Source organism: Burkholderia sp. 8Y (assembly GCF_902506145.1).
Classification (GTDB): domain Bacteria; phylum Pseudomonadota; class Gammaproteobacteria; order Burkholderiales; family Burkholderiaceae; genus Caballeronia.
This window is the reverse complement of sequence record NZ_LR733519.1, coordinates 269,765-295,282: the sequence shown is the minus strand read 5'-3', so window position 1 is coordinate 295,282 and position 25,518 is coordinate 269,765. Positions and strand designations below refer to the sequence as shown.

Here is a 25,518-nt window from a genome sequence, read left to right as displayed (position 1 = left end):
GGTCAGCAGTCAGCGGGGCAATGCGAGCTTGATCAGTTCGTCCGGCGTCGCTTGCGCCTTGGGCAGCGCGCCGGCAATGCGTCCTTCCTTCATCACGATGATGCGATCCGACACGCCGATCACTTCGGCCAGATCGCTCGACACGAGAATCACCGTGCGCCCCGCTTCGGCGAGCTCATACAAAAGGTTATAGATCTCGGCACGCGCGCCGACATCAATGCCGCGTGTCGGCTCGTCCATCAGGAACACGTCGATGCGTTCCGCGAGCCAGCGCGAGAGAATCACCTTCTGCTGATTGCCGCCCGAGAGCGTGCCGATAGCCGTCTCGCCGCTGCGCGTCTTGATCGCGAGCTTCGCGATGTATTCCTGCGCGAGCGCGCGTTCGCGGCGAGCGTCGAGCAGGAAGCGCGCGGGGCTGAAATGACGGCGCGCGCTGATGTTGAGGTTATCCGCGACGGACGCGATCGCGACGATGCCTTCCTGCTTGCGGTCTTCGGGACAGAGCGCGATGCCCGCGCGCACGGCATCGCGCGGACTCGAAAACGACACGCGCTTGCCCTTCAATTCCACCTGGCCCTCGCTCGCTTTCGTCGCCCCGTAAAGCAGCTTCATCAACTCGGAACGCCCCGCGCCGACGAGACCGAAGAAGCCGACGATTTCGCCACGCCGCGCGCTGAACGACACCGGCTCAGAGAGACCCGGCCCGAGCAGCCCTTTCGCCTCGATCATCACGTCGCCAGCTTCGCGCGAACGGTAGCCATAGACATCCGCGATCGAGCGGCCGACCATGCACGCAATCAGCCGGTCGCGCGAGAGGCCCGCGACGGAATCGAAGGTCTCGATGCGGCGGCCATCGCGGAACACGGTCACGCGGTCGCACAGTTCATAGACTTCGTCCATGCGATGCGTGACGTAGATGATCGCGCGGCCATCGGCGCGCAGGGCGTCGATGATGCGAAACAGTTGCTTCGTCTCGCGCGCGGACAGCGAACTCGTCGGTTCGTCGAACGCGATCACGCGCGCGTCGCGCATCAACGCCTTGCCGATCTCGATCATCTGCCGCTGGCCGATGGAGAGGTTCTTCACCGGCGTGCGCGGATCGATCCGTTCGCCGAGACGTTCCAGTTCGGCCATCGCGCGTTTGACGAGCGCGCGCTCGTCGAGCACGCCCGCGCGGTTGGGCAACTGCCCGAGCATCAGGTTCTCGGCCACCGTCAGTTCCGGCACGAGGTGCAGTTCCTGATAGATGATCGCGATGCCCGCGGCAATCGCCTCGCGCGTCGTGGCGAACCGCTGCTCGACGCCATCGAGCTTCAGCGTTCCCGCCTGGGGCTTGTTGACGCCCGAAAGCACCTTCAGCAAGGTCGATTTGCCCGCGCCGTTCTCGCCCATCAAGCCGTGCACCTCGCCCGCGCGCACCGCGAGCGACACGCCGTCGAGCGCGCGCACGCCCGGAAAGCTGACCGTGATGCCGTCGAGCGCCAGGTACGCGCCGCGCTCGCCGTGCGCGGGCGCGAGGGTCACGTCGTCCGTCGTGGTATCCATGCGGGCTTAGATACCCAGTTCGGTACGCACCGACTTCCAGTTCTCGCGCGTCATCAGCTTGCCCGTGGTTTGCGTATCGGCGGGCGGCGCTTTGCCAGTGCGAATCCAGTCAACGAGGTTCTGCGCGCTTTGCTTGCCGTGGTTGGTCGAGCTGACCGCGATGGTGCCGAAGAAGCCCGTTTGCTCCTTCTTCTGGAACTCGGCGAACGCTTCGCCCGCACCGTTGATGCCCACGCCGATGACATCCGCCGAAGGAATATGCAGCTGTTCCGTCGCGCGCACGCCGCCCAGCACGGTCTCTTCGTTCAGCGCGAAGATCACCCATTTCTTGATGTTCGGATGCTGCGCGAGCACGGGCGATGCCGCGTTGAAGCCGCCTTCGTCGTCGGTGGTTTTCTGCGGGGCGTCGAAGATGTTCTCTTTCTTGAAGCCGTTGGCGACGAGCGACTGCGTCGCGCCATCGGTACGCAGCTTCGCCGTAGGAAGCTCGTAGTCCGTAATACGCAACGCGCCGACTTCTTCCGGCTTCCAGCCGCGACGCTTCATCTCGCCGGCGATAGCGTCACCGACCTGATTGCCGATCTTGAGCGCCGACATGCCCAGATGCGGCACGTTCGAGAGCGGCTTGCCCGATGAATCGACGAGCTGGTCATCCACCGAGACGAACTTCATGTTGTAGCGTTTCGCACGCGCGGCGATGGCCGGTCCGAGGCGCACGTCCGGCGCGCAGATCACGAAGCCCTGCGCGCCTTGCGCACCGAGGTTGTCGATGGCGGCGAGCACTTTTTCGCCATCCGGCGTGCCGATGTTCACGGAGCTGAAGTTCTCTTTCTGCCCGAGCGCGGTCGACGCCTTCTGCTCATTGATGAACCATGCCTGCTCGGGCATCTTCACGAGAAAGCCGATCTTGACCGGCTCGTCGGCTTGCGCCGCGCCGTGAAGGGCGAAAGGCGCGACGCACATCGCGGCCATGATGGCGCGCAAGGTCAGGCGGCGGAATTGCTGGTTCATGACGTGTCTCCTTTGTATTGCTCTTGTGGTGAATGTCGTTGATTTCAGCGGCCGAACGGCTCGGTCTCTACATGCTTGCCTAACAGAAATGCATCCGCGACGAGCCTGAGCGGACGCACGTCCACGTCGCTCTCGCCCCGCCCGATCAGCGCGTGGAATCGTTCATAAAGCGCCGGATACTCGCGCTCGGGGCCGAGTGAAACGGCTTCGCCCGCAATCGACAAGCGCTTGCCGCCCTCGCGAATCGACAGGCGTCCGCCGTCCGTGTCCACGTCGATGTCCCACTCTTCGACAGGACCATGACGCCAGTCGAACGCCGCGCGCACCGGCGCACCGTTCGTATCGATGCAATCGAGTTCGGCGGCTATAGGCGTCGCGGTATCGCGTGGAATGGTGAGCGTCGCCGCACGCAAGGCGATCTCTCGCGGCAGAATCCGCGTGACGATGGACAGCGCGTTGATGCCCGGATCGAACACGCCGAGGCCACCCGGTTCCCATATCCATTGCTGGCCCGGATGCCAGCGGCGCACGTCTTCTTTCCAGCGTATTTCCACGGCGCGCACCGCGCCCGCTTCTTTCGACGCAAGCCAGGCACGCGCCGGCTCCACGGCGCTCGCGGCGCGCGAATGCCAGCTTGCAAACAGCGTGCGGCCGTGCGACTGCGCGATGTCTCTCAGCGCCTCGACTTCGCTCACGCTCGCGCCCGGCGGCTTTTCGAGCATCACATGCTTGCCCGCTTCCAACGCTGCGCGTGCCTGCGCGAAGCGGACTTGCGGCGGCGCACAGAGCGACACCGCATCGAGCGACGGCTCGGCGGCGAGCAACGCGTCGAGGTCCGCGTAGTTGCGCACGCCATCGACGCTCGCATTGCGGCTCGCGCACGCGACGAGTTCGAAGCCGGGTTGCGCGGCAATCGCCGGAAGATGCTGGTCGCGCGCGATCTTGCCGATACCCGCGACGGCGAGCTTATAAGCCGATGTCATGCGTGTTCCTCGTGGTCAGTGCGAATGGCGTGGCACTGCCGCGCCGCGCTTGCCGACGAGGAAGTCGAGGTCGCAACCTTCGTCCGCTTGCAGTACGTGATCCACGTACAGGCGCTGATAACCGCCATCACCATGCACGCGCGGCGGCACGTGAGCGCTCATGCGGCTCGCCAGCTCTTCGTCGCTGATGTCGAGATGCAGCGTGCCCGCATCGCAATCCAGTTCGATCCAGTCGCCGTCACGCACGGCCGCAAGCGGGCCGCCCGCCGCCGCTTCCGGCGCGACGTGCAGCACCACCGTGCCGTATGCAGTGCCGCTCATGCGCGCATCGGAAATGCGGACCATGTCCTTCACGCCCTGACGCAGAAGCTTCGGCGGCAGGCCCATGTTGCCCACTTCGGCCATGCCCGGATAACCCTTCGGCCCGCAGTTCTTCATCACGAGCACGCAGTCCTTGTCGACATCGAGCGATTCATCGACGATGCGTTCCTTGTAGTGTTCGAGGTTCTCGAACACGACCGCGCGCCCCCGGTGCTTGAGCAACTCGGGACTCGCCGCCGACGGTTTCAGCACCGCGCCGCGCGGCGCGAGATTGCCGCGCAACACGCGTATGCCGCCGTCGGCAATGAGCGGGTTGCTCAGTTCGCGGATCACTTCGTCATTCGTATTGGGCGCGTTCTTCACGTTCTCCCAGAGCGATTTGCCATTCACCGTCAATGCATCCGGATGCGGCAAGAGGCTCGCTTCTCCCAGGCGCCTCAGCACGGCGGGCAGGCCGCCCGCGTAATAGAACTCTTCCATCAGGAAACGGCCAGAAGGCATCAGGTCCACGATGGTCGGCGTATCGCGCCCGATGCGCGTCCAGTCCTCCAGTTCGAGCGGCACGCCGATACGGCCCGCAATCGCCTTGAGGTGAATCACCGCGTTCGTCGAACCGCCGATGGCCGCGTTGGTGCGAATCGCGTTCTCGAACGCTTCGCGCGTCAGAATCTTCGATAACGTCAGACCTTCGAGGGCCATCTCTACGATGCGAATGCCCGACATATGCGCGAGCACGTAACGGCGCGCATCGACGGCCGGAATCGCCGCGTTGTGCGGCAGCGAGGTGCCGAGCGCCTCGGCCATGCACGCCATTGTGGATGCGGTGCCCATCGTGTTGCAGGTGCCCGCCGAACGCGACATGCCCCCTTCCGCCGAGAGAAACTGATGCAGATCGATCTCGCCCGCCTTCAGCGATTCGTGCAGTTGCCACACCGCCGTGCCGGAACCGATGTCCTTGCCGTTGAGCTTGCCGTTGAGCATCGGCCCGCCTGTCACGACGATAGCGGGCACGTCGCAGCTCGCCGCGCCCATCAGAAGCGCGGGCGTGGTCTTGTCGCAGCCGGTGAGCAACACGACGGCATCGATGGGATTACCGCGGATCGCCTCTTCCACGTCCATCGCGGCGAGATTGCGCGTGAGCATCGCGGTCGGTCGCAGATTCGATTCGCCATTGGAAAACACGGGGAATTCCACGGGAAAGCCGCCCGCTTCATACACGCCGCGCTTCACGTGTTCCGCGATCTTGCGAAAGTGCGCGTTGCATGGCGTGAGTTCCGACCACGTATTGCAGATGCCGATGACCGGCCTGCCGTCGAATTCGTGATCGGGAATGCCCTGATTCTTCATCCAGCTTCGGTACATGAAGCCGTTCTTGTCGGCGGTGCCGAACCATTCTTGGGAGCGCAGCTTGGGCTTCGATGCCGACATGAGTTTCGTCCTGGTTCATAACGCGATTGCCGCGAAGTCTATGAGGACGCGTGATAATCTACTAATGAATTGTTCGACGTTACCGATACCCGAAACGGCATTCGTACAAACCCCTAAATGCTGCTGAATTCGACCCCTTGGTATATCCGCAGCCGGCTGAAGACGCGGCAGTTGATGCTCGTTGTCGCGCTCGTGGAGGAAGGCAACATTCATCGCGCGGCGGCCGTGCTGCACATGACGCAGCCCGCCGCTTCCAAGCTGCTGCGCGAACTCGAAGAAACGCTCGGCGTGACGCTTTTCGAGCGCGAGCCGCGCGGCATGCGCGCCACGCTGTATGGCGAAGCCATCGTGCGTCACGCGCGGGCGGTGCTAGGCAGTCTCGATCAGGCGCAGGAAGAGCTCGTCGCGCTGAAGACGGGACGGCTCGGTCATGTCGCGATCGGCGCGATCACGTCGCCGGGCGTGCGGCTCTTGCCTGCCGCTGTCGCTTCGGTCAAACGGCAGCATGCGGATATCCGCATCTCCGTCGAAATCGATACCAGCAACGTGCTGCTCGAACGGCTCGCGCAGGAAAAGCTCGATGTGGTCATCGGAAGGCTTTCGGTCGAACACGACAAGCTGCGGCTTCGCTACGAACCGCTGACGGGGGAACCCGTGCGCGCGCTCGTGCGGCCGGGGCATCCGCTGCTGGATGCGCCTGAATTGACGCTCGCCGACGTGCAGCCGTGCGCGTGGCTCGTGCCGCCTGCGGGCAGCGTGTTGCGGCATCGCTTCGAACTGATGTTCCAGCGCGCGAGTCTTGCGCCGCCGTCGAACGTGGTCGAGACGGCGGCCATTCTTTTCATCACGCGCTTGCTGGAACAGAGCGACATGATCGCCGTGCTCGCGGAGGACGTGGCGCTTTACTACGCGCACCACGGCATGGCCGCGATGCTGCCCTTGCCGATGGAATGCCAGATGGACGACTTCGGCATCGTCACGCGCGCCGACCGCTTGTTCACGCCCGCGACGAGCGTGATGGTCGATGCGTTGCGCGCCACCGCCGCCGACGTCTACGAGAGCGCAGTCCGCTAACGGTCCATCTTCTACTTGACGAGCGACGTCACGATTGCATACGCCGCGCGCACGCGGTCCGCGTTCGGGATGTTCTTGTTGCCCAGCATCACGATGCCGACATGCTTCGACGGCACGAACGCAATGTAGCTGCCGAAGCCGTTGGTCGAGCCGGTCTTGTTGAGCCACGCGTCGTCGCGCGGCGCTTGCGGCGGATCGATACGCGTGACGGCGTGTCCATCCACGATCATCGAGGGGCCGTTTCCATCGAGCAATGCGCTCAACGGCGCGGGATACGGGTACTGCTCCCAGATGAGATCCTGCGTCATCGGACCGGCCTGAAAGTACCCGGTATGCGTGGCCGTGATCGCGCGTTGCAGCGTGGCGTCGACAGGCGCGGCGTCGTTCATGTTGGCCTGCAGGAAGCGCGTCATGTCTTCAGCGGTCGATCTCACGCCATACGCTTCCGACGACAGCACGCCCGGTCTCATGCGAATCGGCGTGCCGTCCTTGGCATAACCTTCCGCATAGTCGCGCATGCGCGCAGCCGGCACCTGGATATAACTATTGCTCATACCGAGCGCCGCGAAGACATGCTGCTGCATGAGCGCGTCGAAGTCGCCTCCCATGCTTTTCGCCGTGATCAAACCAAGCGTGCCAATGCCCGGATTCGCATACGTGCGATACGTACCCGGCGCATAGCGCGGTCGCCACGCCTTGAAGTACTGGATGAGTTCTGCGTTGTCGTGAACCTCGTCGGGCACTTGCAAGGGCAGACCGCCCGGCGTGTGCGTGCCGAGAGTGAGCAGCGTGACCTCGTCGCCGAATGCGCTGCCGCGCAATTCGGGCACGTACTTGCCGACGGGATCGCTTAGCGAGAGATGCCCCGTCTCTTGTGCGTACGTTGCGAGCGTCGCCGTGAACGTCTTGCTGACCGAGCCCAGTTCGAACAAGGTCGTGCGCGTGACGGGCGCGCCGCTTTCCTTCGACGCCACGCCGTAATCGAACACGTAAGGCTTGCCTTCGACGACGACTCCGACTGCCATGCCCGCGATGCCGTCGCGCGCCATCAACGGCGCGATGGTTTCATCGACGATGTGCTTGATCTGATCGCGGGTCAGGCTCGCCGGCTGACTGAAGGCGGCTATCGAGCATGTGGAAAGAATGGCCGCTGCGAGCAGCGTTGTCAGCTTCATTGTTTGAGTCCTCGTTTGAATACGGGTGCGATATCGCATTGATTGGCCGATGCGTCGCGTGCGTGCCGGGAGACACGGCGCGAGCCCCACCGTGGCGAGACTATCCGCCCTTTATGCGCGCGCCACAATCCGAGGGAAATTTGCCGCACCGTCAAGAGAATCTATCGCAGACGCAATACGCTCTAACGATCCGCCGCGTTGCGCATGCGCCGCCGACTCGCGGAAAGATCGTCCACGACCGGCACGGACGAGAACAGCAGCAACAGCGCGGCCAACGGCACGGTCGCCATGAAGCCGAGATGCGCGAAGCCGATCGCACCGGCAAAGCCGCCGGCGACGAACATCGCAAGCAGCGACGTCAGCAGCGCAAGTCGCGCATGATTCGCGCGCACATAGTTCGCGTCGGTCCGATCCACGCCGCGATTCCAGTAAAGGCCCTTGCCTAGTTCGATCCCGATATCGGTGACGAGACCCGTCACATGCGTGGTCCGAATCTCCGCCTTCGATATCTTGGTGATCATCGCGTTTTGAAGGCCCATCACGAAGCACAGCAGCGCGACGGTGGCCGGTACGTCCCACACGCGATGCGTCTCCAGATTCGCCCCGAGCATCCCGAAGACGAGCAGCAAGCAGGCTTCGAGCAGGAGCGGCGTGGCGAACACACTGTGCGCGGCGCGCTGGCGTCCCCAGTTGATGAGTAGCGCGGACGTCGCGGCCCCGCACATGAACGCGAGCACCGCGCCGAGCGCCGAGACCACCAGTGCCGCCTGACCGAGCACGACGTTGTCCGCCATCGACGAAACCAGTCCTGACATATGCGACGTGTACTGTCCCACGGCCAGAAAGCCGCCGGCATTCGCCGCGCCCGCGACGAAGGCGAGCGCGCAACCGAGCCGCCGATTCGCGGAATCGGTGCGGGTGGGCGAGGTGAGGCCGCGGAGCGTGCTGATCGGCATGACGGGCCGTGCAGATTGATCGAGTCGAGAAGATAGCACGACAATTCCGCCGTTCGTTCGTGCGCTAACACGCGCCGTCGCACGCGTTGCCGGACGCATCGATACACCGATTGATAGCAGGCTAACGAATGAAACTGTCGTTATAATGCCGGCCCATGACTTCCATTGATCTCCTGCGCCGGTCGGTCAGCAGCACGCTCGTGCTCGCAGCCCGCCGCTGGCGTCGCACCAGTCACGATGTGCTCGCTTCGTATGGCGTATCCGAGGCGTGCGCGGTGCCGCTGCTCACGGCGAACCGGCTCGGCGAAGCGGTGCGGCAGGTCACGCTCGCGGAGCATGTCGGCATCGAAGGGCCGTCGCTCGTCAGATTGCTGGATCAGCTATGCGCGGCGGGCCTCGTGCGGCGCGACGAAGATCCCGAGGACAAGCGCGCCAAGACCATCACGTTGACTGACGAGGGCCGCGCCGTCACCGCGCACATGGAAGAGCGGCTCGTCTCGCTGCGCGCCCGTTTGCTGGAGGACGTGAGCCGCCAGGACCTCGAAACGACGCTGCGCGTGCTCAATGCGTTCACTGTCTCGCATGCGTCGCTCGACGCGCACGCCGTCGCGAGCGCGCTGACCGGCGGCAAGCGCCGGGCCCGCGCGTCATGAATTTTCCGTCCGCACGCGAGTGGCTCTTCTCGGCCAAGACCTTCGCGGCCGCGATGATCGCGCTGTACCTCGGCCTCGCGCTCGAACTGCCGCGTCCTTACTGGGCGATGGCCACGGTCTATATCGTCTCCAACCCGTTCGTCGGCGCGACGCGCTCCAAGGCGCTGTATCGCGCGCTCGGCACGGCAATCGGCGCGGCGGGCGCGGTGCTGATCGTGCCGCCCTTCGTCGAATCGCCTTTCCTGTTCAGCGTGATCGTCGCGCTATGGACAGGCACCTTGCTCTTTCTCTCGATGTTCGACCGCACCGCGCGCAGCTACGTCTTCCTGCTCGCGGGCTACACGCTGCCGATGATCGCGCTGCCCGCCGTGACGAATCCGGCGGTTGTCTTCGATCTCGCCATCTCCCGCACCGAAGAAATTCTGCTCGGCATCGTGGTCGCGAGCATCATGGGCAGCGTCGTTTTTCCGAGCCGTCTTGCGCCCACGCTCGTCGAACGTACCGATGCCTGGTTCCGCGACGCCGCCTTTTACGCAAGCGAAACGCTGTCGGGCCGGCTCGCGGGTGCGGCTGTGTCCGCCTCGCGTCAGCGGCTCGCGGCGACCGTCAACGGTCTCGAAGTGCTGTTGAGCCAGTTGACTTACGACCACGCGCGCCCCGATATCGTGCGGCGCGCGCGCGCTTTGCAGGGCCGCATGCAGATCTTTCTGCCGCTGATATCGTCGCTGGCCGATCCGCTCATCGAACTCGTCGACAAGCGCGGCAAGCATCCGGAAGGGCTCAAAGCATTGCTCGCCGATGTTGCCAAATGGGTGTCGCTGCCCGCGCCGAAGTTGCACGACGCCGCCGAGTCCGAGCGCGAGCCCGATGCGCTGCGTGAACGTATCGCGGCGATGCGGCCATCGGCACAGGCGCTCGCGAGCGAAGACGGCGCGTTGCTGTCGAGCGCGCTGTGGCGTCTCTCGCAGGTCATCGACGTATGGCAGGACATCCGCACGCTGCGCGCCGCGATGCTGCACGACGAGCACGACTGGCGTCCGCGGTTTCGCCACTGGCGGCTCGGCGGCACCGAGCGTTTCTTCGACCGCGGCATGATGCTGTTTTCGACGGGCGTCGCGGTCAGCGCGATCATCGTCGCGTGCGCGCTGTGGATCGAATCGGGCTGGGCCGACGGCGCGGGCGCGGTGACGCTCGCCGCCGTCGCGTGCTGCTTCTTCGCGGCGCTCGATGAACCGGCGCCGCAAGTGTTCGTCTTCTTTCTGGCGACGTGCATGAGCGTGGTGTTCGCCGGGCTCTATGTGTTCGCGGTGCTGCCGCACGTGCATGACTTCGCGATGCTCGTCATCATCTTCGCGGGACCGTTCCTCGTCATCGGCACGCTGATTCCGCAGCCGCGCTTCACGCTCATCACTATGCTCGTCGCGGTGAACACGGCCACGTTCATCAGCATCCAGAGCGCCTACGAAGCGGACTTCTTCGTCTTCTTGAACAGCAATCTCGCGGGCGTGGGCGGCCTTCTTTTCGCTTTCGTGTGGACGCGCGTGACGCGGCCCTTCGGCGCGGAACTGGCCGTCGCGCGGCTCACGCGCTCGGCATGGCGCGATATCGTCGCGTGTTCTTCCACGGCGACGCTCGACGATCAGCGCAATCTCTATTCGCGCATGCTCGACCGGCTGATGCAAGTGCTGCCGCGTCAAGCCGCAACGGATTCGCACCGGCATCCGTCCATCGAGAGCTTCCGCGACTTTCGCGTGGCACTGAATGCGCTCGATCTGCGGCGCGCGCGTCGCAAGCTCACGTCCGATGTTCAGGCGTCGATCGATGACGTGCTCGCGGGCGTGCGCGACTACTTCGGGCACTGCATCGAGCGGCGCGAGCGTCAGCCCGTGCCGTCCACGCTGGTACGCGCGATCGATCATGCCGTCGCGCAGGTCGCGGCGCACACCATCGCCGAGGCGGAAAAGCACGGGCAGGCCGCGTTGCCGGGGGAACGTTTGTTGCGCGACACGCTGCATGCGCTCATCGGCGTGCGTCTGTCGCTGCATCCGCCCGCAACGGACGCGCGCCCGGCCGCACGCGGCGACGCGCCACGACAAGAACCCGCCTGATGCTCATTCAATCCACATCACCGGAATCGCTCGCATGATCGGCGAAATCGACATTCTCGGCGTCTTCGTGCCGGCCGTTCTCGCGCTGATGTTCGTCGCGTATCTGCTCAACCTCGTTATCCGCACCGTGCTCGCGCGCGTGGGCTTTTATCGCTTCGTGTGGCATCGCTCCGTTTTCGATCTCGGCATCTATGTACTGGTGCTGGGGCTTGTCGTTATCGTTTCGCATCGGCTTATCACGTGAAAAAAACCTGGTTCTCCGTCGGGCAGATTCTGCTCACGCTCATCGTCGTCGCCATTGCAGCCGTCGTGCTGTGGAAGCTGGTCGATTACTACATGTTCGCGCCGTGGACGCGCGATGGTCACGTGCGCGCCGACGTGATTCAGGTCGCGCCCGACGTGTCCGGCCTCATCACCGACGTGAAGGTGGTGGATAACCAGCAGGTGAAGCGTGGCGACGTGCTCTTCGTTATCGATCAGGCGCGCTATACGCTCGCACTGCGCAATGCCGAGGCCGCCGCGCAACAACGCCGCGCCACGCTCGATCAGGCGCGCCGCGAAGACGCGCGCAATCGCTCGCTCGGCAATCTCGTGGCGCGCGAAGTGGTCGAAGAGACGCACTCGCGCGTGGAGCAGGCCACGGCCGCGCTCGCCGATGCGGAAGTCGCCATCGACACCGCGCGGCTCAACTTGCAGCGCACGCAGATCGTGAGTCCGGTCGACGGCTATCTCAACGATCGCGCGCCGCGCATCGGCGAATTCGTATCGGCGGGGCGCGCGGTGCTGTCGGTCGTCGATATGCATTCGTTTCGCGTCGACGGTTACTTCGAAGAGACGAAACTGCATGGCATCGATATCGGCCAGCCGGTCGATATCAAGGTGATGGGGGAGCCGAACCTGTTGCGCGGTCACGTGCAGAGCATCGTCGCGGCCATCGAGGATCGCGACCGCCAGCAGAGCGCGAGCCTGCTGCCGAACGTGAACCCCGCGTTCAGCTGGGTGCGGCTCGCGCAGCGCATTCCCGTGCGCGTGACGCTCGATGAAATTCCCGCCGACTTCCGCATGATCGCGGGGCGCACGGCCACCGTCTCCGTGCGCGGCGTCGGTCCCACCATCGGTTCGCGTGCCGCGCCGGGCACCATGCCTGCATCCGCGACCGCGCCTGCATCGCCAGTGGCAGCGCATGTGCCGGCTTCGGGTGCATCGCAATGAAGCGCACGCCACGCATGACACGCATGAGAAGCCCACGCCTCGGCCTGACGCTGATCGCGTCGATGCTGGTGCTCGGCGGCTGCATGACCGTCGGCCCGAACTACACGCTGCCCGAAGGCGCGGCGGTCAACGCGCCTTATGCCAATGCACCGATCGACGGCGCGGACCGGGCGCCCGTCACGCAAGGCACCGCCCCTTCAAAATGGTGGCGTCTCTACGACGATCCCGCGCTCGATGAACTCGTGACCGAAGCGTTGATCTCGAACGCGGATATTCGCGTGGCCGCCGCGAACCTCGCGCGATCGCGTGCCGAAGTGCAATTCGCTAACCAGCAAGGCGGCTTTTCGAGCCGCAGTTCCGTCGCGTTCCAGCGGGCGCAGGAATCGGCCGAACAGTACTTGATGACCGAAAAGCTGCCGGTCGTGAACGAAGGCGCGCTGGAACTGAGCGTGTCGTATGAATTCGATCTGTTCGGCAAGCTGAAGCGCGGCGTGGAAGCCGCGCAGGCCGACGACGAAGCCGTCGAAGCCGCCGCCGATCTCGCGCGCATCACGGTGGTCGCCGATGTCGTGCGCGCCTATGTCGAATCGTGCTCGGCGGCGGAAGAGCTCGGCATCGCGCAGAAATCATTGGCACTCCAAAGGGAACGCGTGCGCCTGACGCAACGCCTGCGTGAAGCGGGCCGCGGGAATCAATCCGAAGTCACGCGCGGCCAGACGCAATCGGAAACGCTCGCCGCCGATATTCCGCGCTATGTCGCGCGCCGCCGCGTGGCGCAGTATCGGCTGGCGATGCTGCTCGCGCGTGCGCCGTCCGCGTTGCCGCCCGCCGCGCTCGCGTGCAACAAGCTGCCGACACTGCGCGAGCCGATCCCTGTCGGCGACGGCGCGGCCCTGCTCAAGCGCCGTCCCGATGTGCGCCAGGCCGAGCGGCAACTCGCGGCATCGACGGCGCGCATCGGCGTGGCGACGGCCGCGCTGTATCCGTCGGTGAGCTTCGGCGCGTCCGTTGGTTCCGTGGGCGTCGCCGAGGACTTGTTCGGCGCGACGACGAATCGCTGGGCGTTCGGGCCGCTCATCAACTGGAGCTTTCCGATCAATGGGCAACGCGCCCGCGTGGTGCAGGCGGAAGCGGCATCGGGCGGCGCGCTCGCGCATTTCGACGGCGTCGTGCTGAACGCGCTGCGCGAAACGCAAAGCAGTCTCGCGACGTATGCGTCGGATACCACGCGTGCGGACAACTTGCGCACCGCGTATCGGTCTGCGATCGAATCGGCCGACGAGACGCATCGGCTGTATTCGGCCGGGCGCGAATCGTTCGTCGCGGATCTCGATGCCACGCGCACGCTGACGAGCGTGGCCGCGCAAGTGGCCGCCGCCGAAGGCCAGGTGGCGGTGGATCAGGTGAACCTCTTCCTGGCACTCGGAGGCGGCTGGGAACGCGACGAAGATGTCGCGAACGCGCAGCGCAAATGATCGCCTGACGCTATCCCGCCAGTCCGTGCGCCGGTTGCCTCGGCAAGCGCACGCGAAAGATCGCGAGCTTACCTTCGCGGGGATAGCCATTCGAAAAATTCAGCTCGTGCAGATGCGAGTCCGCGATATAAAGGTAGCCGTTCCCAATGGCGAAGCCGTCGGCCCATGAAAGCTGCGGATGCTTGCCGACGAACGTCTTCTGCACGAGCGCCGGCTTGCCGTCACGTTGAACGATATCGAACGCGACCACGGTGCGGTTCTCCAGATCGCCGCCGTACAGCACGCCCGCGCCGCTCATGATGAGGCCGCCCGTCTCCGCGCCGTCGCCGAGAAACTGCACGCGCCGCGAGAGGTCTTGCGCCGAGAGCGATGTATCGATCAGCGCGGCCGTCGGCACGCGCCAATAGTGATGGTCCGTCAAGGGCCGATAGTAAAGCCACTCCCGATCCGGCGACAGCGCGATGCCGTCTGTTTGCAGCACGAGCACGCTGCCATCCAGCTTGCGCGCGATACGATCGCCGAACATCAGATGCTCATTCGGATCGGCGACGCTCGAGCGATCGCCCGCCAGCACGAGCCGCGATTCGCCACTCTTCAGGTTCGTCACGACGACGCCGCCCTGATTTCCCGCGTTGCTGAGAAATGCGTAGCTATGCTTATGATCGATGCGGATATCGTTGATCGAATCCTTCGGCGTGACGATCTTGCCGTAGTCGAACCGACGCACGATCTTGCGTGTGGCGAGGTCGAATTCGATGAGCTTCGGCGGCTGACGGGTCTGATCGACGGACGTCAGCGACGAATCGAGCGCCCAGAGATGATCGTGTTCATCCACCCACAACGCCTGCACCGAGGTCCATTGATGCGAGCCATCGTCGTCGGGCTTGTACACGTTCCAGCTTTCATCGGGAAAGGGCGTGAGCGCGCCGGTCTTCGTATCGACTTCGACCATGCTGTAGCGCGAGCGTTTGACGGATGCCGGCGCTGTCGCGAACACGCGCCCCTGCCGTGATACGCCGATACCGACGAGCCTGAAGTCGTCGTCGAACGTCGCCACCGTTTCGAGCTGCGGCTCACGTTCGGTCGCGCCGCGTGCGGAAAGAGGCGAGCCCATGATGCCGACCATGCCCGCGCCTAACGATGCGAGAACATGCCGCCGCATGCGCTGCCGGGAATGCTTGTGGTTCATCGCGCGTTCCTCGTCTCCGCTTGTCGCTTAAGCGTTTGTAAGCGATTAATCAATCGGAGTGCTTTGATGCTAGGTACGCGGCAAACGCCTGTCAAGCGGGCGTGTTCGTCACACGTCCGCTTGCGAAGCACGGCTTACTGCGACATTGCACCGGAAGCGGGATGGTCCTTGCTCATCGCGTCGTGCTTCTTCATCTTGTCCTTGCTCATCGAGTCCTTCTTCATGCTGTCGTGCGACATGGCGTCCTTGCTCATCGAATCGTGCGACATCGCATCGTTGGACATCGCGCCGCTTGCCTGCGCGTGCGCCGCCGGTGCACCGATTGCCATGGCCGCCGCGAACAGTGCCGTCATCAGTCTTTTCATTGCCTTTCTCCTTGGTGGACTTGCGTGGGGAAACCGGATTCAAGAGCACGGCGATCACGAACCGCCGAACCAGTTGTAGCCCTGATCGACCCAATAGCCGCCGGGGTACGTGTTCGTGACGAACATCTCGACAATATGCTTGGGGTTCTTGTAGCCGAGCTTCGTCGGCATGCGCAGCTTCATCGGATAGCCGTATTTCGCGGGCAAACGCTCGCCGTCGTACTCGAACGTGAGGAGCGTCTGCGGATGAAGCGCCGTGGGCATGTCGATGCTTTCGTAGTAATCGTCGGCGCAGCGAAAGCCGACGTATTTCGCCGTCGTATCGGCACCTACGCGGCGCAGGAATTCGCGGAATGGCGTGCCGCCCCAGCGCCCGATCGCGCTCCAGCCTTCGACGCAGATGTGCCGCGTGATCTGCTCGGCATGCGGCAGCGCGTAGAGTTCCGGCAGCGTCCACACGCGTTGGCCCGTCACGAGACCACTCACCTTCAGCCGGTAATCCGCGCCATTCACATGAGGCACGTCGTCGATGCCGTAATACGCGTTGAACGGAAAAGGCCGCGTAAGCTGCGCTTCGCTGTACGTCGGCGCGAGGCGCGTCGGGTCGAAGAGCAACGCCTGCACGCGATCGTTCAGCCGCGATACGGCGCCGAGGAACGTGTTGACGGAGGCGTCGTCGGTAATCGAACAGCCGGTCAGCAACGAGAGCCCGCCGAGCGTGAGCATGCGCTTGCCAAAGAGGCGTCGCGACGGCATGGCCAGTTCGCGTGTGGCATCGGCGAGCACCGATGCGTGGTCCAGCGTGGCGATCTTTCTTGCTTGGGTCTTCATGGCGTGTGCTCCTTCGTTCAGCGGCCGCGCAGCATGGTCAGAAGCGAACGCGGCACGAGTGCGACCATCGCGACGTGAACGACCACGAACGCCGCCATGACCGCCATCGCGCAGAAGTGAACGACGCGTGCGTTGTCGTACCCGCCCATCAGTTCACGCAGCAGAGGAAACTGCACGGACTTCCAGATCGCAAGACCGGACAAAACCAGCACGATGAGATCGAGCACGACTACGAGGTACGCGAGCTTCTGCACCGCGTTGTACTCGCGCAGATTCGTGTGCGAGAGCTTGCCGCTCATCGCCGCAAGCAGGTCGTGCAGGACTGCACGGGGCGACAGCGGAAAGAACTTCGAGAAGAAGCGTCCGCTCGCGATGTTCAAGGCGAGATACACGAGGCCGTTGAACACGAGCAGCCACATCGCGGCGAAGTGCCATTGCAGCGCGCCGCCGAGCCATCCGCCGAGCGTGATGGAAGGCGGGATGACGATATGCGCGAATACGGGCGATGCGTCGTAGATGCGCCAGCCCGAGAACATCATGATGAGCGCGGCCACGGCGTTGAGCCAATGCGTGATGCGCAGCCACAGCGGATGTATCGGATGCCTCAGTTGCAGCGTGTCGCGCGGCGGGTTGAGTGTCGTGTCCATGATCGTTGCCGATAGGGGTGATGTACTCGTGAATTCGCTTGCGGCGCGGCTCCGGTTACATCGCGCGTTGAAGATTTTTTCTAACGTCCGTTCGACGATGCGGCTGTAACCGCGCGCGGCTTTCAAGCGAACTAACGTACGCAGGACTCGACTGAAGGACTCGACTCACTTCCCCGGCGACACTCACAATGAAGACGATTAGCGCAACGATTGCCGCGCGGCGCGGCTTCGGCTATTCTGAAACGATCGATCTAAAACGCGACCGGGCTTACGCTGCGCTTGCTGTTCGCATCGCGCCGGGCTCGCTCGTATCGTCCTTCCGTCGCCTCGCCTTCACGGGATTCGCCTTGCATGACGCGGAACAACGCCTGAAAACACTGCTGACGAGCGGCCTCGAAGGCGATCAGACCGCCTATCGCGGTTTCCTGCAGGCGCTGACGCGGCACCTACGCGGCTACTTGCGCAAGCGCATTCCACACTATCGCGACGATGTGGAAGACCTCATTCAGGAGATCCTGCTGGCAGTGCACAACGCGCGTCACACCTATCGCGTGGAAGAACCGCTGACCGCGTGGGTGCATGCCATTGCGCGCTACAAGCTGATGGACTTCTTTCGTTCACGCTCGCGTCACGAGTCGCTGAACGATTCCCTCGACGATCACGACGATCTCTTCGCCATCACCGACGATGAACCCGCGCAAGCGCGCCATGACATCGGCAAGCTGCTGGAACATCTGCCGGACAAGCAGCGGTTGCCGATCGTTCACGTCAAGCTCGAAGGATTGTCGGTCGCGCAAACCGCGCAGATCACGGGGCTGTCGGAATCGGCCGTGAAAGTGGGCGTGCATCGCGGGCTCAAGGCGCTGGCCGCGCGCATTCGTGGCGCTCGAAGCGAGGCATCCGATGAGAACCGATGATCTGATCGACCTGCTCGCAACCGGCGATGTGCGTGTCGATCGCGCGGCCGTCACGCGGCGTTTCGCGCAGGCACTGCCGCTCGGTTTCATCGGCTCGGTGCTCTTGATGCTCGCCGTCTTTGGACTGCGGCGCGATTTGGCGAGCGTCGCGCAAACGGCCGTCTTCTGGGCGAAGGTCGCGTTTCCGCTGTGCGTGGCGGCAGGCGCGCTTGTCGCCGTGATGCGGCTCGGACGGCCCGGCATGCGCGGCGGTCATGCGTGGCCGATCATCGTGCTGCCTTTCGTCGCCGTGTGGATTGCGGGCTCGCTCGTGCTCAGTCATGCCGTGCCCGCTGAGCGGCTGCCGCTCGTGCTTGGCCAGTCCTGGCGCACGTGCCCGTTCAACATCGTGCTGCTATCGGTGCCGACGTTCCCCGCAGCGTTCTGGGCGGTCAGGAGTCTCGCGCCCACGGACCTGCGCATGGCAGGCGCGGTCGCCGGCCTGCTGTCGAGCGGGCTCGCGACTATCGCCTATTGCCTGCACTGCCCGGAGATGAGCCCGGCGTTCTGGAGCGTCTGGTATGCCATCGGCATGGTATTGCCAGCCTGCATCGGCGCATGGCTCGGGCCGCGCTTGCTGCGCTGGTAACGCTAGTTCGCGCGGCGTGCGCTTGATCGGCCCTTGTTTGCGTCCAGCAAGGCGAGCACGGGGCGCGCTGCGCCTTTGAGCAAGTCACGCCGTGGATTCACGCGCGCCAGCACGCGCAGGCCCATGAGCGAAGCGAGCAACGCTTTCGCCATGTCCTCGGCGGATAAGGTCGCGGCTATCGTCCCGTCGTCCTGCCCTGCACGCACACAACGCAGGAAGAAGCCTTCGATCTCCTTGAACACGCCGCTCAACGCGCGATGAATCTGACGGTCGTGCGGCGCAAGCTCGAGCGCCGAATTCACGATGAGACAGCCCTTGCGATGCGGATCGCGCACCGACAGTTCGATGATCTCCGCGAAGAACGCGGCAATCGCGTCGCGCGGCGCGAGTTGATGCTCGAAGCGCCGCACACGATCGCGAAAGCCGTGCTCCACGTAGCGTTTCAGCGCGCGTTCATAGAGCGCGCGCTTGTCGCCGAACGCGTTATAGAGGCTGGCGCCCGTGAGCCCCATCGTCGCGGCGAGATCGCGCACGGAGGTCGCTTCGTATCCGCGCGACCAGAACTGCGCAGTGGCCGCATCGAGCGCGGCCTCCTCGTCGAATTCACGGGGACGCGGCATGGTTGCAATTCCCCTTCAAGCCGTCTTCGGATAGTTCGACGGGAACAACGCGCGGCGTGTTTCTTCGTCGTTGACCATCTTGAACGCATGCCGCTTGTTCAACGCGCGGGCGCGCGCGACGGCGGGCCGCGCGTCGATGTTGGCGAACCAACGCTGCAACTCGGGATACGCGGCAAGCGGCGCCTCGGTCGTCTTCAAGACGCGCGCCGCACGGTCGATCCAGCCCCACGCGGACATGTCGGCAATGGTGAAGCTCTCGCCGACGATGTACTCGCGACCCGCGAGCCTATCGTTCAGCACCTGATAGTGCCGGTCCACTTCCCTGCGATAACGGTTCACTGCATAGTCCAGTCCTTCGGGCGCTGCGTGCTGGAAATGCACGGCCTGCCCGGAGAACGGACCGAGACCGGTCGCGATGAACATGAGCCACGACAGAAGCTGCGGCTTGTCCTCCGGCGCGCCGAGGAACTGCCCGGTCTTCTCGGCGAGATAGAGAAGGATGGCGGTCGAATCGAACACGACGGCTTCCTTGCCGCCCGGGCCTTCCGTATCGACGATGGCGGGCACTTTGCCGTTCGGATTGATCGCGCGAAACTCGGGCGCATGCTGCTCGCCCTTGCTCGTATCCACGGGCTTCAGCTCGTAAGGCAATCCCGCTTCTTCGAGAAACAGCGCGATTTTTGCGGGGTTGGGCGTGGGGTGAAAGTAAAAGTGGATCATGCGGGCGCGCTCCGGTTTGGGCAGAGGACCATTTTAGATCGATCGCTCCAAAACACGCAACGACGCCCTTTTACATTACTCACAGAGCTTGCGGATAACGGCCTCGATCGTGACTCCGCCCTTGCGGATCTCGTCGCTGTGTCCTTCGAAGTCGATCCACCCTTCGTTGAAGCCATCGAGCATACGAATGCGCGGCATCGGATTCTTCATGCCCTGCTGCTCGAACAGATTGCGCCAACGCTCACGCGGCACGGCGCGCGCATTGACCGGCTTGCCGAGCACGGCCGAGAATGCCGCCGCGATGTCGCGCGGGCTGACGCGTCGCGGGCCTTCGAGCTCCATGACGCGCGTGCCGTTCCACTCGTCCACAAGCAACTGCGCGGCGGTTCTGCCTACGTCCTCCGTGGCGACCATCGGGATCGCGCGATCCAGCGGTTGCAGAAACGAATGAAGGACGCCTTCTTCGCGAGCCGATTGCACGTCCCATGCGCTGTTTTCCATGAACCAGCCGGGGCGCAGAAAAGTCACCGGTATCGGCTGCGAGGTCAGCGCCTCTTGAAGCAGCGTGTGCTGCGTGAGGAGATTCGTTTGCGTCGCCTGCGCGCCTATGGTGGACAGGCACACGATCTTGCGCGGCTTCGCGCGCTTCACGGCCGAGACGATCGCGTCGATGACTTCGCGCGCTTCCGGAAAGCCGGGCAACGGATCGAATTCCGGCGGCAGAAGAATGAACGCGCCGTCAGCGCCTTCGAATGCCTGCGCTAGCGCGTTGGCATCGTTCATCAGCGCGTGCGTGACTTCGCAGCCGCGCGCGGCCCAGGGCTCGCCCTTGCTTGCATCGCGCACGACCGCGCGTACCTCGTGTCCCGCCTGCAGCAGCGCATTCGCGAGCGCGCCGCCCACTTGTCCGCTGATTCCCGTGATGGCGTACATGCTTGCTTCCTCCTTGCGAATCGGTTGATGTCTTCCTTCGACGACTCGCATGGTAGGTCGCGGACTGCGCTGGTGAAATGCCGCCCGCGTCATTACATTGATGACGCGGAATCACGAATGAGAAAGCCCCGTTCGCGACATTGCCGCGAACGGGGCTTGCGTGCTGCATCGAGACGACGCGTGTTTCAGGTCACCGGCGCCGGATTGAACAGCACGAGCGCGTTATGCAGCTTGAGCTTCTCGGCGCGCGTTTGTTTGCGCCCGCTCGCGACATCGAGCATCAGATGGAACAGTTCCCAGCCCACGTCCGCGATGCTCGATTCGCCCGTGGCGATAGTGCCCGCGTTCACATCCATCAGATCGTGCCAGCGGCGCGCGAGATCGGAACGCGTCGCCACCTTGATGACGGGCACTTCGGCGAGGCTGTACGGCGTGCCGCGGCCGGTCGTGAACACATGCAGATTGATGCCCGCAGCCAGTTGCAACGTGCCGCAGATGAAATCGCTAGCGGGCGTCGCCGCGTAAATCAGGCCCTTCTGCTTGACCTTCTCGCCCGGCGAAAGCACGCCTGAAATGGTCGAGCTGCCCGACTTGACGATGGAGCCCATCGCCTTTTCGACGATATTCGACAGACCACCCTTCTTGTTGCCGGGCGTGGTGTTGGCGCTGCGGTCCGCGCCGCCGCGCTTCAAGTATTCGTCGTACCACTTCATCTCGCGGATGATCGCAGCAGCCACTTCGCCGTTCGCGGCGCGCGCCGTGAGTTGCGCGACGCCGTCGCGCACTTCGGTCACTTCCGAGAACATGACGGTCGCGCCCGCGCGCACGAGCAGGTCCGTCGCGAAGCCGACCGCCGGATTCGCCGTGAGACCGGAGAACGCATCGCTGCCGCCGCACTGCACGCCGACGACGAGATCGGACGCCGGACAGGTCTCGCGGCGGCGATTGTTGAGCCGCTTCAGATGCGTTGCGGCCATGAGCATGATGGAGTCGATCATCGACTGGAAGCCGACGTGTCCCTCGTCCTGCAACACGACGGCACCGCCGTTCGCCTCGCTCTCCATGTCGCCGATATCGGCGATGGCGTCGTCGAGGGCGGCGGCCGCGATTGGTATCGTGCCGGGCGGCATCAGGCGTTCGGGCTGGAGCTTCTCGCAGCCGAGACTCACCATCATCACTTCGCCGCCGAAGTTCGGATTCAGCGCGATGTTGCGCACGGTGCGGATCGGCACCATCGCGTCGGGCGCTTCGATCGCCACGCCGCAGCCGTAGCTATGACCGAGGCTCACGACGTCGTCGACATTCGGGTAGCGCGGCAGCAGTTCGGCCTTGATGCGGTCGACCGCGTGCTGCACGACATCCGCGACGCACTGCACGGTCGTCGTGATGGCGAGGATGTTGCGCGTGCCGACCGTGCCGTCCGCATTGCGATAGCCCTCGAACGTGAAGCCTTCGAGCGCGGACGTGTCGGGCGCCTTGATGGTCGCGATAGGCAGATCGTCGAGTTCGGGCGGCGTCGGCATCCGCAAGACGTGCTCGTTGATCCAGCTCCCCTTCGGGAGATCCTTCAGCGCGTAACCGATGACCACGTTGTAGCGGAGCACGGCATCGCCTTCCGCGAGATCGGTGAGCGCGACTTTATGACCTTGAGGCACGCGCTCGCGCAGCACGAGACCATCGGCGAAGGTTGCGCCTTCCCCGAGGCCGCCGTCATTCACGACGATCGCGACGTTATCTTCGGGGTGGACGCGGATATAGAGCGGTGGCTGATTCATTCTGGACAGTCCTTCGTGCAAGACGGCGAGCGCCGCTAGAGTTATGTCATCCTACAACACAACGGCGCGGTTTGGCTTGGTGTTTACCCCTTCATCGTGCGAAAGAATGCCGAACCGCTTGTCCGTCGCGCGATCATGTTGTACGATGACCTATAAGCTCTGCATTCGCCGGACGCTGCCAAACGAGACATAGATCATGACGACACCGCAAGAACTCAAGCAGATCGTATCCGAGGGCCTGCTCTCTTTCCCCGTGACCGACTTCGACGCGCAAGGCAACTTCCGCGCCGATACGTATGCAGAGCGGCTCGAATGGCTCGCGCCGTACGGCGCGTCTGCGTTGTTCGTCGCGGGCGGCACGGGCGAGTTCTTTTCGCTGACGCAACCTGAATATTCGCAGATCGTGCGGACCGCCACCGAAGTCTGCAAGGGCAAAGTGCCGATTCTGGCGGGCGCGGGCGGCCCGACGCGCACGGCCATCGCGTTTGCGCAGGAAGCCGAGAAGAACGGCGCGCAAGGCATTCTGCTGATGCCGCACTATCTGACGGAAGCCTCGCAGGAAGGCATCGCCGCGCACGCGGAACAGGTGTGCAAGGCCGTGCCGAACATGGGCATCATCATCTATAACCGCGCGAACTCGAAGCTGAACGCCGACATGCTGGAGCGTCTCGCGGATCGCTGCCCGAACCTCATCGGCTTCAAGGATGGCGTCGGTGAAATCGAGGCGATGGTCACGATCCGCCGCCGTCTCGGCGACCGTTTCTCGTATCTCGGCGGCCTGCCGACGGCGGAAGTCTACGCGGCGGCGTACAAGGCGCTCGGCGTGCCGGTGTATTCGTCGGCGGTGTTCAACTTCATCCCGAAGACGGCGATGGAGTTCTATCGCGCGATCGCGGCCAACGACCACGAGACGACCGGCAAGCTGATCGACGAATTCTTCCTGCCGTATCTGGCCATCCGCAATCGTCGCCCGGGCTACGCGGTGAGTATCGTGAAGGCGGGCGCGAAGCTCGTCGGACACGACGCCGGTCCGGTGCGCGCGCCGCTCACGGATCTGAACGACGAAGAAATAAGCCAGCTCGATGCGTTGATCAAGAAGCTCGGCGCGCAATAACGCCCGCGCTTTAGAACGCGCCACGGGCGTCGGACAGTGCTCCGACGGTCGGGGCGTTTTAGCTGGCGCTCACGAAGCCGCGATCACGCGCATTTCGACGGCATCGCCGCCCGCAGCGATTTCGAGCAGACGATCCACATTCGGATGCGCCCCCGGACGATTGCGCGCGTCCGCCGTATGTTCCGCGAAGCCCGCGAGACCGTGCTCCGCGGCCTGCGCGTTCAGCGTGCCGAACGCCTGCTTCAGATAGTGATACACCGCGAGCGAGCCTTGCTTGCCCGGCTTGTTTTCGATGCTCGCGAGGACATCGCCCTTCGCATCGATCAGGTCGATACGCTCGATGCCTTCGATCGAAGGCAGTTGGGCCAGATTGTCCTTGAATACGTAGCTCGGCTGCATCACGAAAGACGCTCCGTCATGGTCGGTGAATTGAGGCGGAGTATCTTAATCGATCCACTGGCATGAGGCCGACAGACGCGCTGGTCTGCGAAAAGCCTGCGAGGGTGTGCTCGTGCTGGCGTCTGGATCGCGCGGCGTGGCGGACATAGAGAATGTACAGCTCGCGCTATTGCGCACGAAAGCCGCTGTGCCTTGAGCAGATGTGCGCATCGTGAAGTTCTAGGTCGTGCCGAGCGCATTCCGGTGAATTGCAGCATCGAAAGACTACCGTCTTCGCGACAGCAAGCAAAAAACGGGCGGTAACGGCTCGAAGCCGTTACCGCCCGAATCACGACCGACGAAGCTCTACGCGTGCTTAGTGCTGCGCGATGGTCGTCTTGTTGCCCGAGCCGACTTGCGACACGATCGCGACGTTACCCGTACCAGCTTGCGTGACCGTCGCCGTGTTGGCGATGCCGCCCTGCCCGATCAGGCCGTAGTTGTCGTAGCCGGTTTGCGACGCCGAGATGTAGTTCGCATCGCCGAACTGAGCGGCCAGCAAGGTGGATTCCAACGAGGCTTCCTGATCCAGGTGCGCTTCGTTCTTCTTGCCGACCTGGAGCACGCCAGCCTTGTTGCTCGTGCCGAAGTTCTGGTCGATCGAGGCGATCTGGTCGTAGCCGTTCTGCACGATGCCAGCCTGGTCATTCGACGAGTAGTGCTGGTTCACCGTTGCATGACCGTAGCCGTCGCCGCTTTGCGAGATGTACGTCGTCTCGCCGGTCGCGCCGATTTGAAGCACGGTAGCGAGGTTCACGTTCGGCGATGCGTTCTGGCTGATCGTCGTCGTGTTGTAGCCGCCGTTGCTCGAATCCGTGTTGGCGATGGCCGCGCCGGTTTGCTTGATCATCACGTTGTCATGCACTTCATTCGTCTGCTTGACGTGCGAGTCCGTGCCCGAAAACGTGCCGGCCTGATTGATCGCGATGGTATTGAACCCGCCGCCGGTCGTTTCGACGAGCGCCTTGTCCGCACCGACGGTCTGCGTGATCGTCGTGTTGTTACCGACGGTCGTGTCCTGCTTCACGGTCGCCGTTTCGTTGGAATTGGCTTGCGCGCTGCTTTGCTGGATCGTCGTCGTGTTGTAGCCGCCGTTCTTCGACTCGACGTCCGCGTTAGCGCTGTTCGCGTTTTGCAGAACCGTCACGTTGTCGTAGCTCGACTTCTGTTGATCGACGTTAGCCGTGTTGTTCCCGCCGAACTGCGACACAAACGCCTTCTCGCCGGTGGAACCGTCCACTGCGAAAGCCGACGTCGAAGCCAGCGTTGCCAGACCCATAGCGATGATGATTGCCTTGACTTTCATTTTTATTTGCCTCGTTGATAGATATTTTAGATACGACGACTGACTACGTTTAGTTACCCTTATCGTATCCGGCCCTCTCCGTCGGATACGATCC

General features: G+C 63.8%; 25 protein-coding genes. 9 read left to right on the top strand and 16 right to left on the bottom strand.

What is annotated here, in order from left to right; genetic code table 11:
* Nucleotides 1-9: 9 nt before the first annotated feature.
* The 4 genes from araG to GV035_RS01280 are packed head-to-tail and all read right to left on the bottom strand — an operon-like array spanning nucleotide 10 to nucleotide 5,288.
* Complete coding sequence (araG, locus tag GV035_RS01295) at nucleotides 10-1,545, bottom strand: L-arabinose ABC transporter ATP-binding protein AraG (protein ID WP_159832737.1); 1,536 nt, start codon at nucleotides 1,543-1,545, stop codon at nucleotides 10-12.
* A 6-nt stretch (nucleotides 1,546-1,551) separates the two neighbouring features.
* Nucleotides 1,552-2,556 carry an arabinose ABC transporter substrate-binding protein gene (locus GV035_RS01290; protein WP_159832736.1) on the bottom strand — a complete coding sequence of 335 codons (1,005 nt, stop codon included), beginning with the start codon at nucleotides 2,554-2,556 and terminating at the stop codon, nucleotides 1,552-1,554.
* Nucleotides 2,557-2,600: 44 nt separating this feature from the next.
* Nucleotides 2,601-3,539, bottom strand: coding sequence for a Gfo/Idh/MocA family protein (locus GV035_RS01285; protein ID WP_159832735.1), 939 nt, complete (start codon nucleotides 3,537-3,539; stop codon nucleotides 2,601-2,603).
* Nucleotides 3,540-3,554: 15 nt separating this feature from the next.
* Nucleotides 3,555-5,288, bottom strand: coding sequence for an IlvD/Edd family dehydratase (locus GV035_RS01280; RefSeq protein ID WP_159832734.1), 1,734 nt, complete (start codon nucleotides 5,286-5,288; stop codon nucleotides 3,555-3,557).
* Nucleotides 5,289-5,405: 117 nt separating this feature from the next.
* On the opposite strand from GV035_RS01280, the gene GV035_RS01275 reads away from it, so the two are divergent.
* Nucleotides 5,406-6,362: a LysR substrate-binding domain-containing protein gene (locus tag GV035_RS01275; RefSeq protein ID WP_201303883.1), complete on the top strand. Its 957-nt coding sequence runs from the start codon at nucleotides 5,406-5,408 to the stop codon at nucleotides 6,360-6,362.
* A gap of 11 nt (nucleotides 6,363-6,373) precedes the next feature.
* Here the strand turns inward: GV035_RS01275 and ampC are convergent, their stop codons facing one another.
* A complete protein-coding gene (ampC, locus tag GV035_RS01270) occupies nucleotides 6,374-7,537 on the bottom strand; it encodes a class C beta-lactamase (protein ID WP_159832733.1) in 1,164 nt (387 codons plus the stop codon).
* Between the two features lie 182 nt (nucleotides 7,538-7,719).
* A complete protein-coding gene (locus tag GV035_RS01265; RefSeq protein ID WP_159832732.1) occupies nucleotides 7,720-8,493 on the bottom strand; it encodes a YoaK family protein in 774 nt (257 codons plus the stop codon).
* 155 nt (nucleotides 8,494-8,648) lie between these two features.
* Here GV035_RS01265 and GV035_RS01260 point away from each other — a divergent pair, with 155 nt between their 5' ends.
* From GV035_RS01260 to GV035_RS01240, 5 genes are read left to right on the top strand one after another with little or no spacing between them, the layout of a single operon-like run.
* Nucleotides 8,649-9,146, top strand: a complete 498-nt coding sequence (locus GV035_RS01260) for a MarR family winged helix-turn-helix transcriptional regulator (RefSeq protein WP_159832731.1) — start codon at nucleotides 8,649-8,651, stop codon at nucleotides 9,144-9,146.
* A complete protein-coding gene (locus tag GV035_RS01255) occupies nucleotides 9,143-11,254 on the top strand; it encodes an FUSC family protein (RefSeq protein ID WP_159832730.1) in 2,112 nt (703 codons plus the stop codon). Before GV035_RS01260 ends, GV035_RS01255 begins: the two co-directional genes overlap by 4 nt.
* A gap of 34 nt (nucleotides 11,255-11,288) precedes the next feature.
* Nucleotides 11,289-11,498, top strand: coding sequence for a DUF1656 domain-containing protein (locus tag GV035_RS01250; RefSeq protein ID WP_159832729.1), 210 nt, complete (start codon nucleotides 11,289-11,291; stop codon nucleotides 11,496-11,498).
* The gene (locus GV035_RS01245) at nucleotides 11,495-12,466 is read left to right on the top strand and encodes an efflux RND transporter periplasmic adaptor subunit (RefSeq protein WP_159832728.1); all 972 of its coding nucleotides are present in this window, start codon (nucleotides 11,495-11,497) and stop codon (nucleotides 12,464-12,466) included. The genes GV035_RS01250 and GV035_RS01245 overlap by 4 nt, the downstream gene beginning before the upstream one ends.
* A 23-nt stretch (nucleotides 12,467-12,489) precedes the next feature.
* Nucleotides 12,490-13,941, top strand: coding sequence for an efflux transporter outer membrane subunit (locus GV035_RS01240; RefSeq protein WP_159832727.1), 1,452 nt, complete (start codon nucleotides 12,490-12,492; stop codon nucleotides 13,939-13,941).
* 10 nt (nucleotides 13,942-13,951) lie between these two features.
* Here the strand turns inward: GV035_RS01240 and GV035_RS01235 are convergent, their stop codons facing one another.
* The 4 genes from GV035_RS01235 to GV035_RS01220 all read right to left on the bottom strand — a co-directional run bounded on the left by GV035_RS01235 (nucleotide 13,952) and on the right by GV035_RS01220 (nucleotide 16,973).
* Nucleotides 13,952-15,130: an L-dopachrome tautomerase-related protein gene (locus GV035_RS01235; RefSeq protein ID WP_159832726.1), complete on the bottom strand. Its 1,179-nt coding sequence runs from the start codon at nucleotides 15,128-15,130 to the stop codon at nucleotides 13,952-13,954.
* Nucleotides 15,131-15,264: 134 nt separating this feature from the next.
* Entirely contained in the window at nucleotides 15,265-15,495 is a 231-nt protein-coding gene (locus tag GV035_RS01230; protein WP_159832725.1) for a pentapeptide MXKDX repeat protein, read from the bottom strand.
* Nucleotides 15,496-15,549: 54 nt separating this feature from the next.
* Nucleotides 15,550-16,326, bottom strand: coding sequence for a molybdopterin-dependent oxidoreductase (locus tag GV035_RS01225; RefSeq protein WP_159832724.1), 777 nt, complete (start codon nucleotides 16,324-16,326; stop codon nucleotides 15,550-15,552).
* Between the two features lie 17 nt (nucleotides 16,327-16,343).
* On the bottom strand, nucleotides 16,344-16,973 hold the full coding sequence (locus GV035_RS01220; RefSeq protein WP_159832723.1) for a cytochrome b/b6 domain-containing protein: 630 nt from the start codon (nucleotides 16,971-16,973) through the stop codon (nucleotides 16,344-16,346).
* Between the two features lie 347 nt (nucleotides 16,974-17,320).
* Between GV035_RS01220 and GV035_RS01215 the strand changes: the two genes are divergently transcribed.
* A complete protein-coding gene (locus GV035_RS01215; protein ID WP_159834906.1) occupies nucleotides 17,321-17,890 on the top strand; it encodes a sigma-70 family RNA polymerase sigma factor in 570 nt (189 codons plus the stop codon).
* Nucleotides 17,877-18,518, top strand: coding sequence for a DUF1109 domain-containing protein (locus GV035_RS01210; RefSeq protein ID WP_159832722.1), 642 nt, complete (start codon nucleotides 17,877-17,879; stop codon nucleotides 18,516-18,518). Before GV035_RS01215 ends, GV035_RS01210 begins: the two co-directional genes overlap by 14 nt.
* A gap of 2 nt (nucleotides 18,519-18,520) precedes the next feature.
* On the opposite strand, the gene GV035_RS01205 is transcribed toward GV035_RS01210, so the two are convergent.
* The 4 genes from GV035_RS01205 to garD form a co-directional block, all read right to left on the bottom strand.
* A complete protein-coding gene (locus GV035_RS01205) occupies nucleotides 18,521-19,138 on the bottom strand; it encodes a TetR/AcrR family transcriptional regulator (RefSeq protein ID WP_159832721.1) in 618 nt (205 codons plus the stop codon).
* A 15-nt stretch (nucleotides 19,139-19,153) separates the two neighbouring features.
* Nucleotides 19,154-19,858: a glutathione S-transferase family protein gene (locus tag GV035_RS01200; RefSeq protein WP_159832720.1), complete on the bottom strand. Its 705-nt coding sequence runs from the start codon at nucleotides 19,856-19,858 to the stop codon at nucleotides 19,154-19,156.
* A 75-nt stretch (nucleotides 19,859-19,933) separates the two neighbouring features.
* A complete protein-coding gene (locus GV035_RS01195; RefSeq protein WP_159832719.1) occupies nucleotides 19,934-20,791 on the bottom strand; it encodes an NmrA family NAD(P)-binding protein in 858 nt (285 codons plus the stop codon).
* A gap of 185 nt (nucleotides 20,792-20,976) precedes the next feature.
* Entirely contained in the window at nucleotides 20,977-22,566 is a 1,590-nt protein-coding gene (gene garD / locus GV035_RS01190; protein WP_159832718.1) for a galactarate dehydratase, read from the bottom strand.
* Nucleotides 22,567-22,762: 196 nt separating this feature from the next.
* Between garD and kdgD the strand changes: the two genes are divergently transcribed.
* Entirely contained in the window at nucleotides 22,763-23,680 is a 918-nt protein-coding gene (kdgD, locus tag GV035_RS01185) for a 5-dehydro-4-deoxyglucarate dehydratase (RefSeq protein WP_159832717.1), read from the top strand.
* 69 nt (nucleotides 23,681-23,749) lie between these two features.
* On the opposite strand, the gene GV035_RS01180 is transcribed toward kdgD, so the two are convergent.
* A complete protein-coding gene (locus GV035_RS01180; protein WP_159832716.1) occupies nucleotides 23,750-24,082 on the bottom strand; it encodes a DUF2322 family protein in 333 nt (110 codons plus the stop codon).
* Nucleotides 24,083-24,434: 352 nt separating this feature from the next.
* A complete protein-coding gene (locus GV035_RS01175) occupies nucleotides 24,435-25,424 on the bottom strand; it encodes a hypothetical protein (RefSeq protein WP_159832715.1) in 990 nt (329 codons plus the stop codon).
* Nucleotides 25,425-25,518 lie beyond the last annotated feature (94 nt).

What these genes read in the sequence shown, in the direction of transcription:
- araG (WP_159832737.1), bottom strand. Translation starts at nt 1,545, where the DNA reads ATGGATACCACGACGGACGACGTGACCCTCGCGCCCGCGCACGGCGAG.
- GV035_RS01265 (WP_159832732.1), bottom strand. Translation starts at nt 8,493, where the DNA reads ATGCCGATCAGCACGCTCCGCGGCCTCACCTCGCCCACCCGCACCGAT.
- GV035_RS01205 (WP_159832721.1), bottom strand. Translation starts at nt 19,138, where the DNA reads ATGCCGCGTCCCCGTGAATTCGACGAGGAGGCCGCGCTCGATGCGGCC.
- GV035_RS01240 (WP_159832727.1), top strand. Translation starts at nt 12,490, where the DNA reads ATGAGAAGCCCACGCCTCGGCCTGACGCTGATCGCGTCGATGCTGGTG.
- GV035_RS01255 (WP_159832730.1), top strand. Translation starts at nt 9,143, where the DNA reads ATGAATTTTCCGTCCGCACGCGAGTGGCTCTTCTCGGCCAAGACCTTC.
- GV035_RS01280 (WP_159832734.1), bottom strand. Translation starts at nt 5,288, where the DNA reads ATGTCGGCATCGAAGCCCAAGCTGCGCTCCCAAGAATGGTTCGGCACC.
- GV035_RS01210 (WP_159832722.1), top strand. Translation starts at nt 17,877, where the DNA reads ATGAGAACCGATGATCTGATCGACCTGCTCGCAACCGGCGATGTGCGT.
- GV035_RS01220 (WP_159832723.1), bottom strand. Translation starts at nt 16,973, where the DNA reads ATGGACACGACACTCAACCCGCCGCGCGACACGCTGCAACTGAGGCAT.
- GV035_RS01225 (WP_159832724.1), bottom strand. Translation starts at nt 16,326, where the DNA reads ATGAAGACCCAAGCAAGAAAGATCGCCACGCTGGACCACGCATCGGTG.
- GV035_RS01285 (WP_159832735.1), bottom strand. Translation starts at nt 3,539, where the DNA reads ATGACATCGGCTTATAAGCTCGCCGTCGCGGGTATCGGCAAGATCGCG.
- GV035_RS01235 (WP_159832726.1), bottom strand. Translation starts at nt 15,130, where the DNA reads ATGAACCACAAGCATTCCCGGCAGCGCATGCGGCGGCATGTTCTCGCA.
- GV035_RS01250 (WP_159832729.1), top strand. Translation starts at nt 11,289, where the DNA reads ATGATCGGCGAAATCGACATTCTCGGCGTCTTCGTGCCGGCCGTTCTC.
- kdgD (WP_159832717.1), top strand. Translation starts at nt 22,763, where the DNA reads ATGACGACACCGCAAGAACTCAAGCAGATCGTATCCGAGGGCCTGCTC.
- GV035_RS01175 (WP_159832715.1), bottom strand. Translation starts at nt 25,424, where the DNA reads ATGAAAGTCAAGGCAATCATCATCGCTATGGGTCTGGCAACGCTGGCT.
- GV035_RS01290 (WP_159832736.1), bottom strand. Translation starts at nt 2,556, where the DNA reads ATGAACCAGCAATTCCGCCGCCTGACCTTGCGCGCCATCATGGCCGCG.
- GV035_RS01195 (WP_159832719.1), bottom strand. Translation starts at nt 20,791, where the DNA reads ATGTACGCCATCACGGGAATCAGCGGACAAGTGGGCGGCGCGCTCGCG.
- GV035_RS01275 (WP_201303883.1), top strand. Translation starts at nt 5,406, where the DNA reads ATGCTGCTGAATTCGACCCCTTGGTATATCCGCAGCCGGCTGAAGACG.
- garD (WP_159832718.1), bottom strand. Translation starts at nt 22,566, where the DNA reads ATGAATCAGCCACCGCTCTATATCCGCGTCCACCCCGAAGATAACGTC.
- GV035_RS01260 (WP_159832731.1), top strand. Translation starts at nt 8,649, where the DNA reads ATGACTTCCATTGATCTCCTGCGCCGGTCGGTCAGCAGCACGCTCGTG.
- ampC (WP_159832733.1), bottom strand. Translation starts at nt 7,537, where the DNA reads ATGAAGCTGACAACGCTGCTCGCAGCGGCCATTCTTTCCACATGCTCG.
- GV035_RS01230 (WP_159832725.1), bottom strand. Translation starts at nt 15,495, where the DNA reads ATGAAAAGACTGATGACGGCACTGTTCGCGGCGGCCATGGCAATCGGT.
- GV035_RS01200 (WP_159832720.1), bottom strand. Translation starts at nt 19,858, where the DNA reads ATGATCCACTTTTACTTTCACCCCACGCCCAACCCCGCAAAAATCGCG.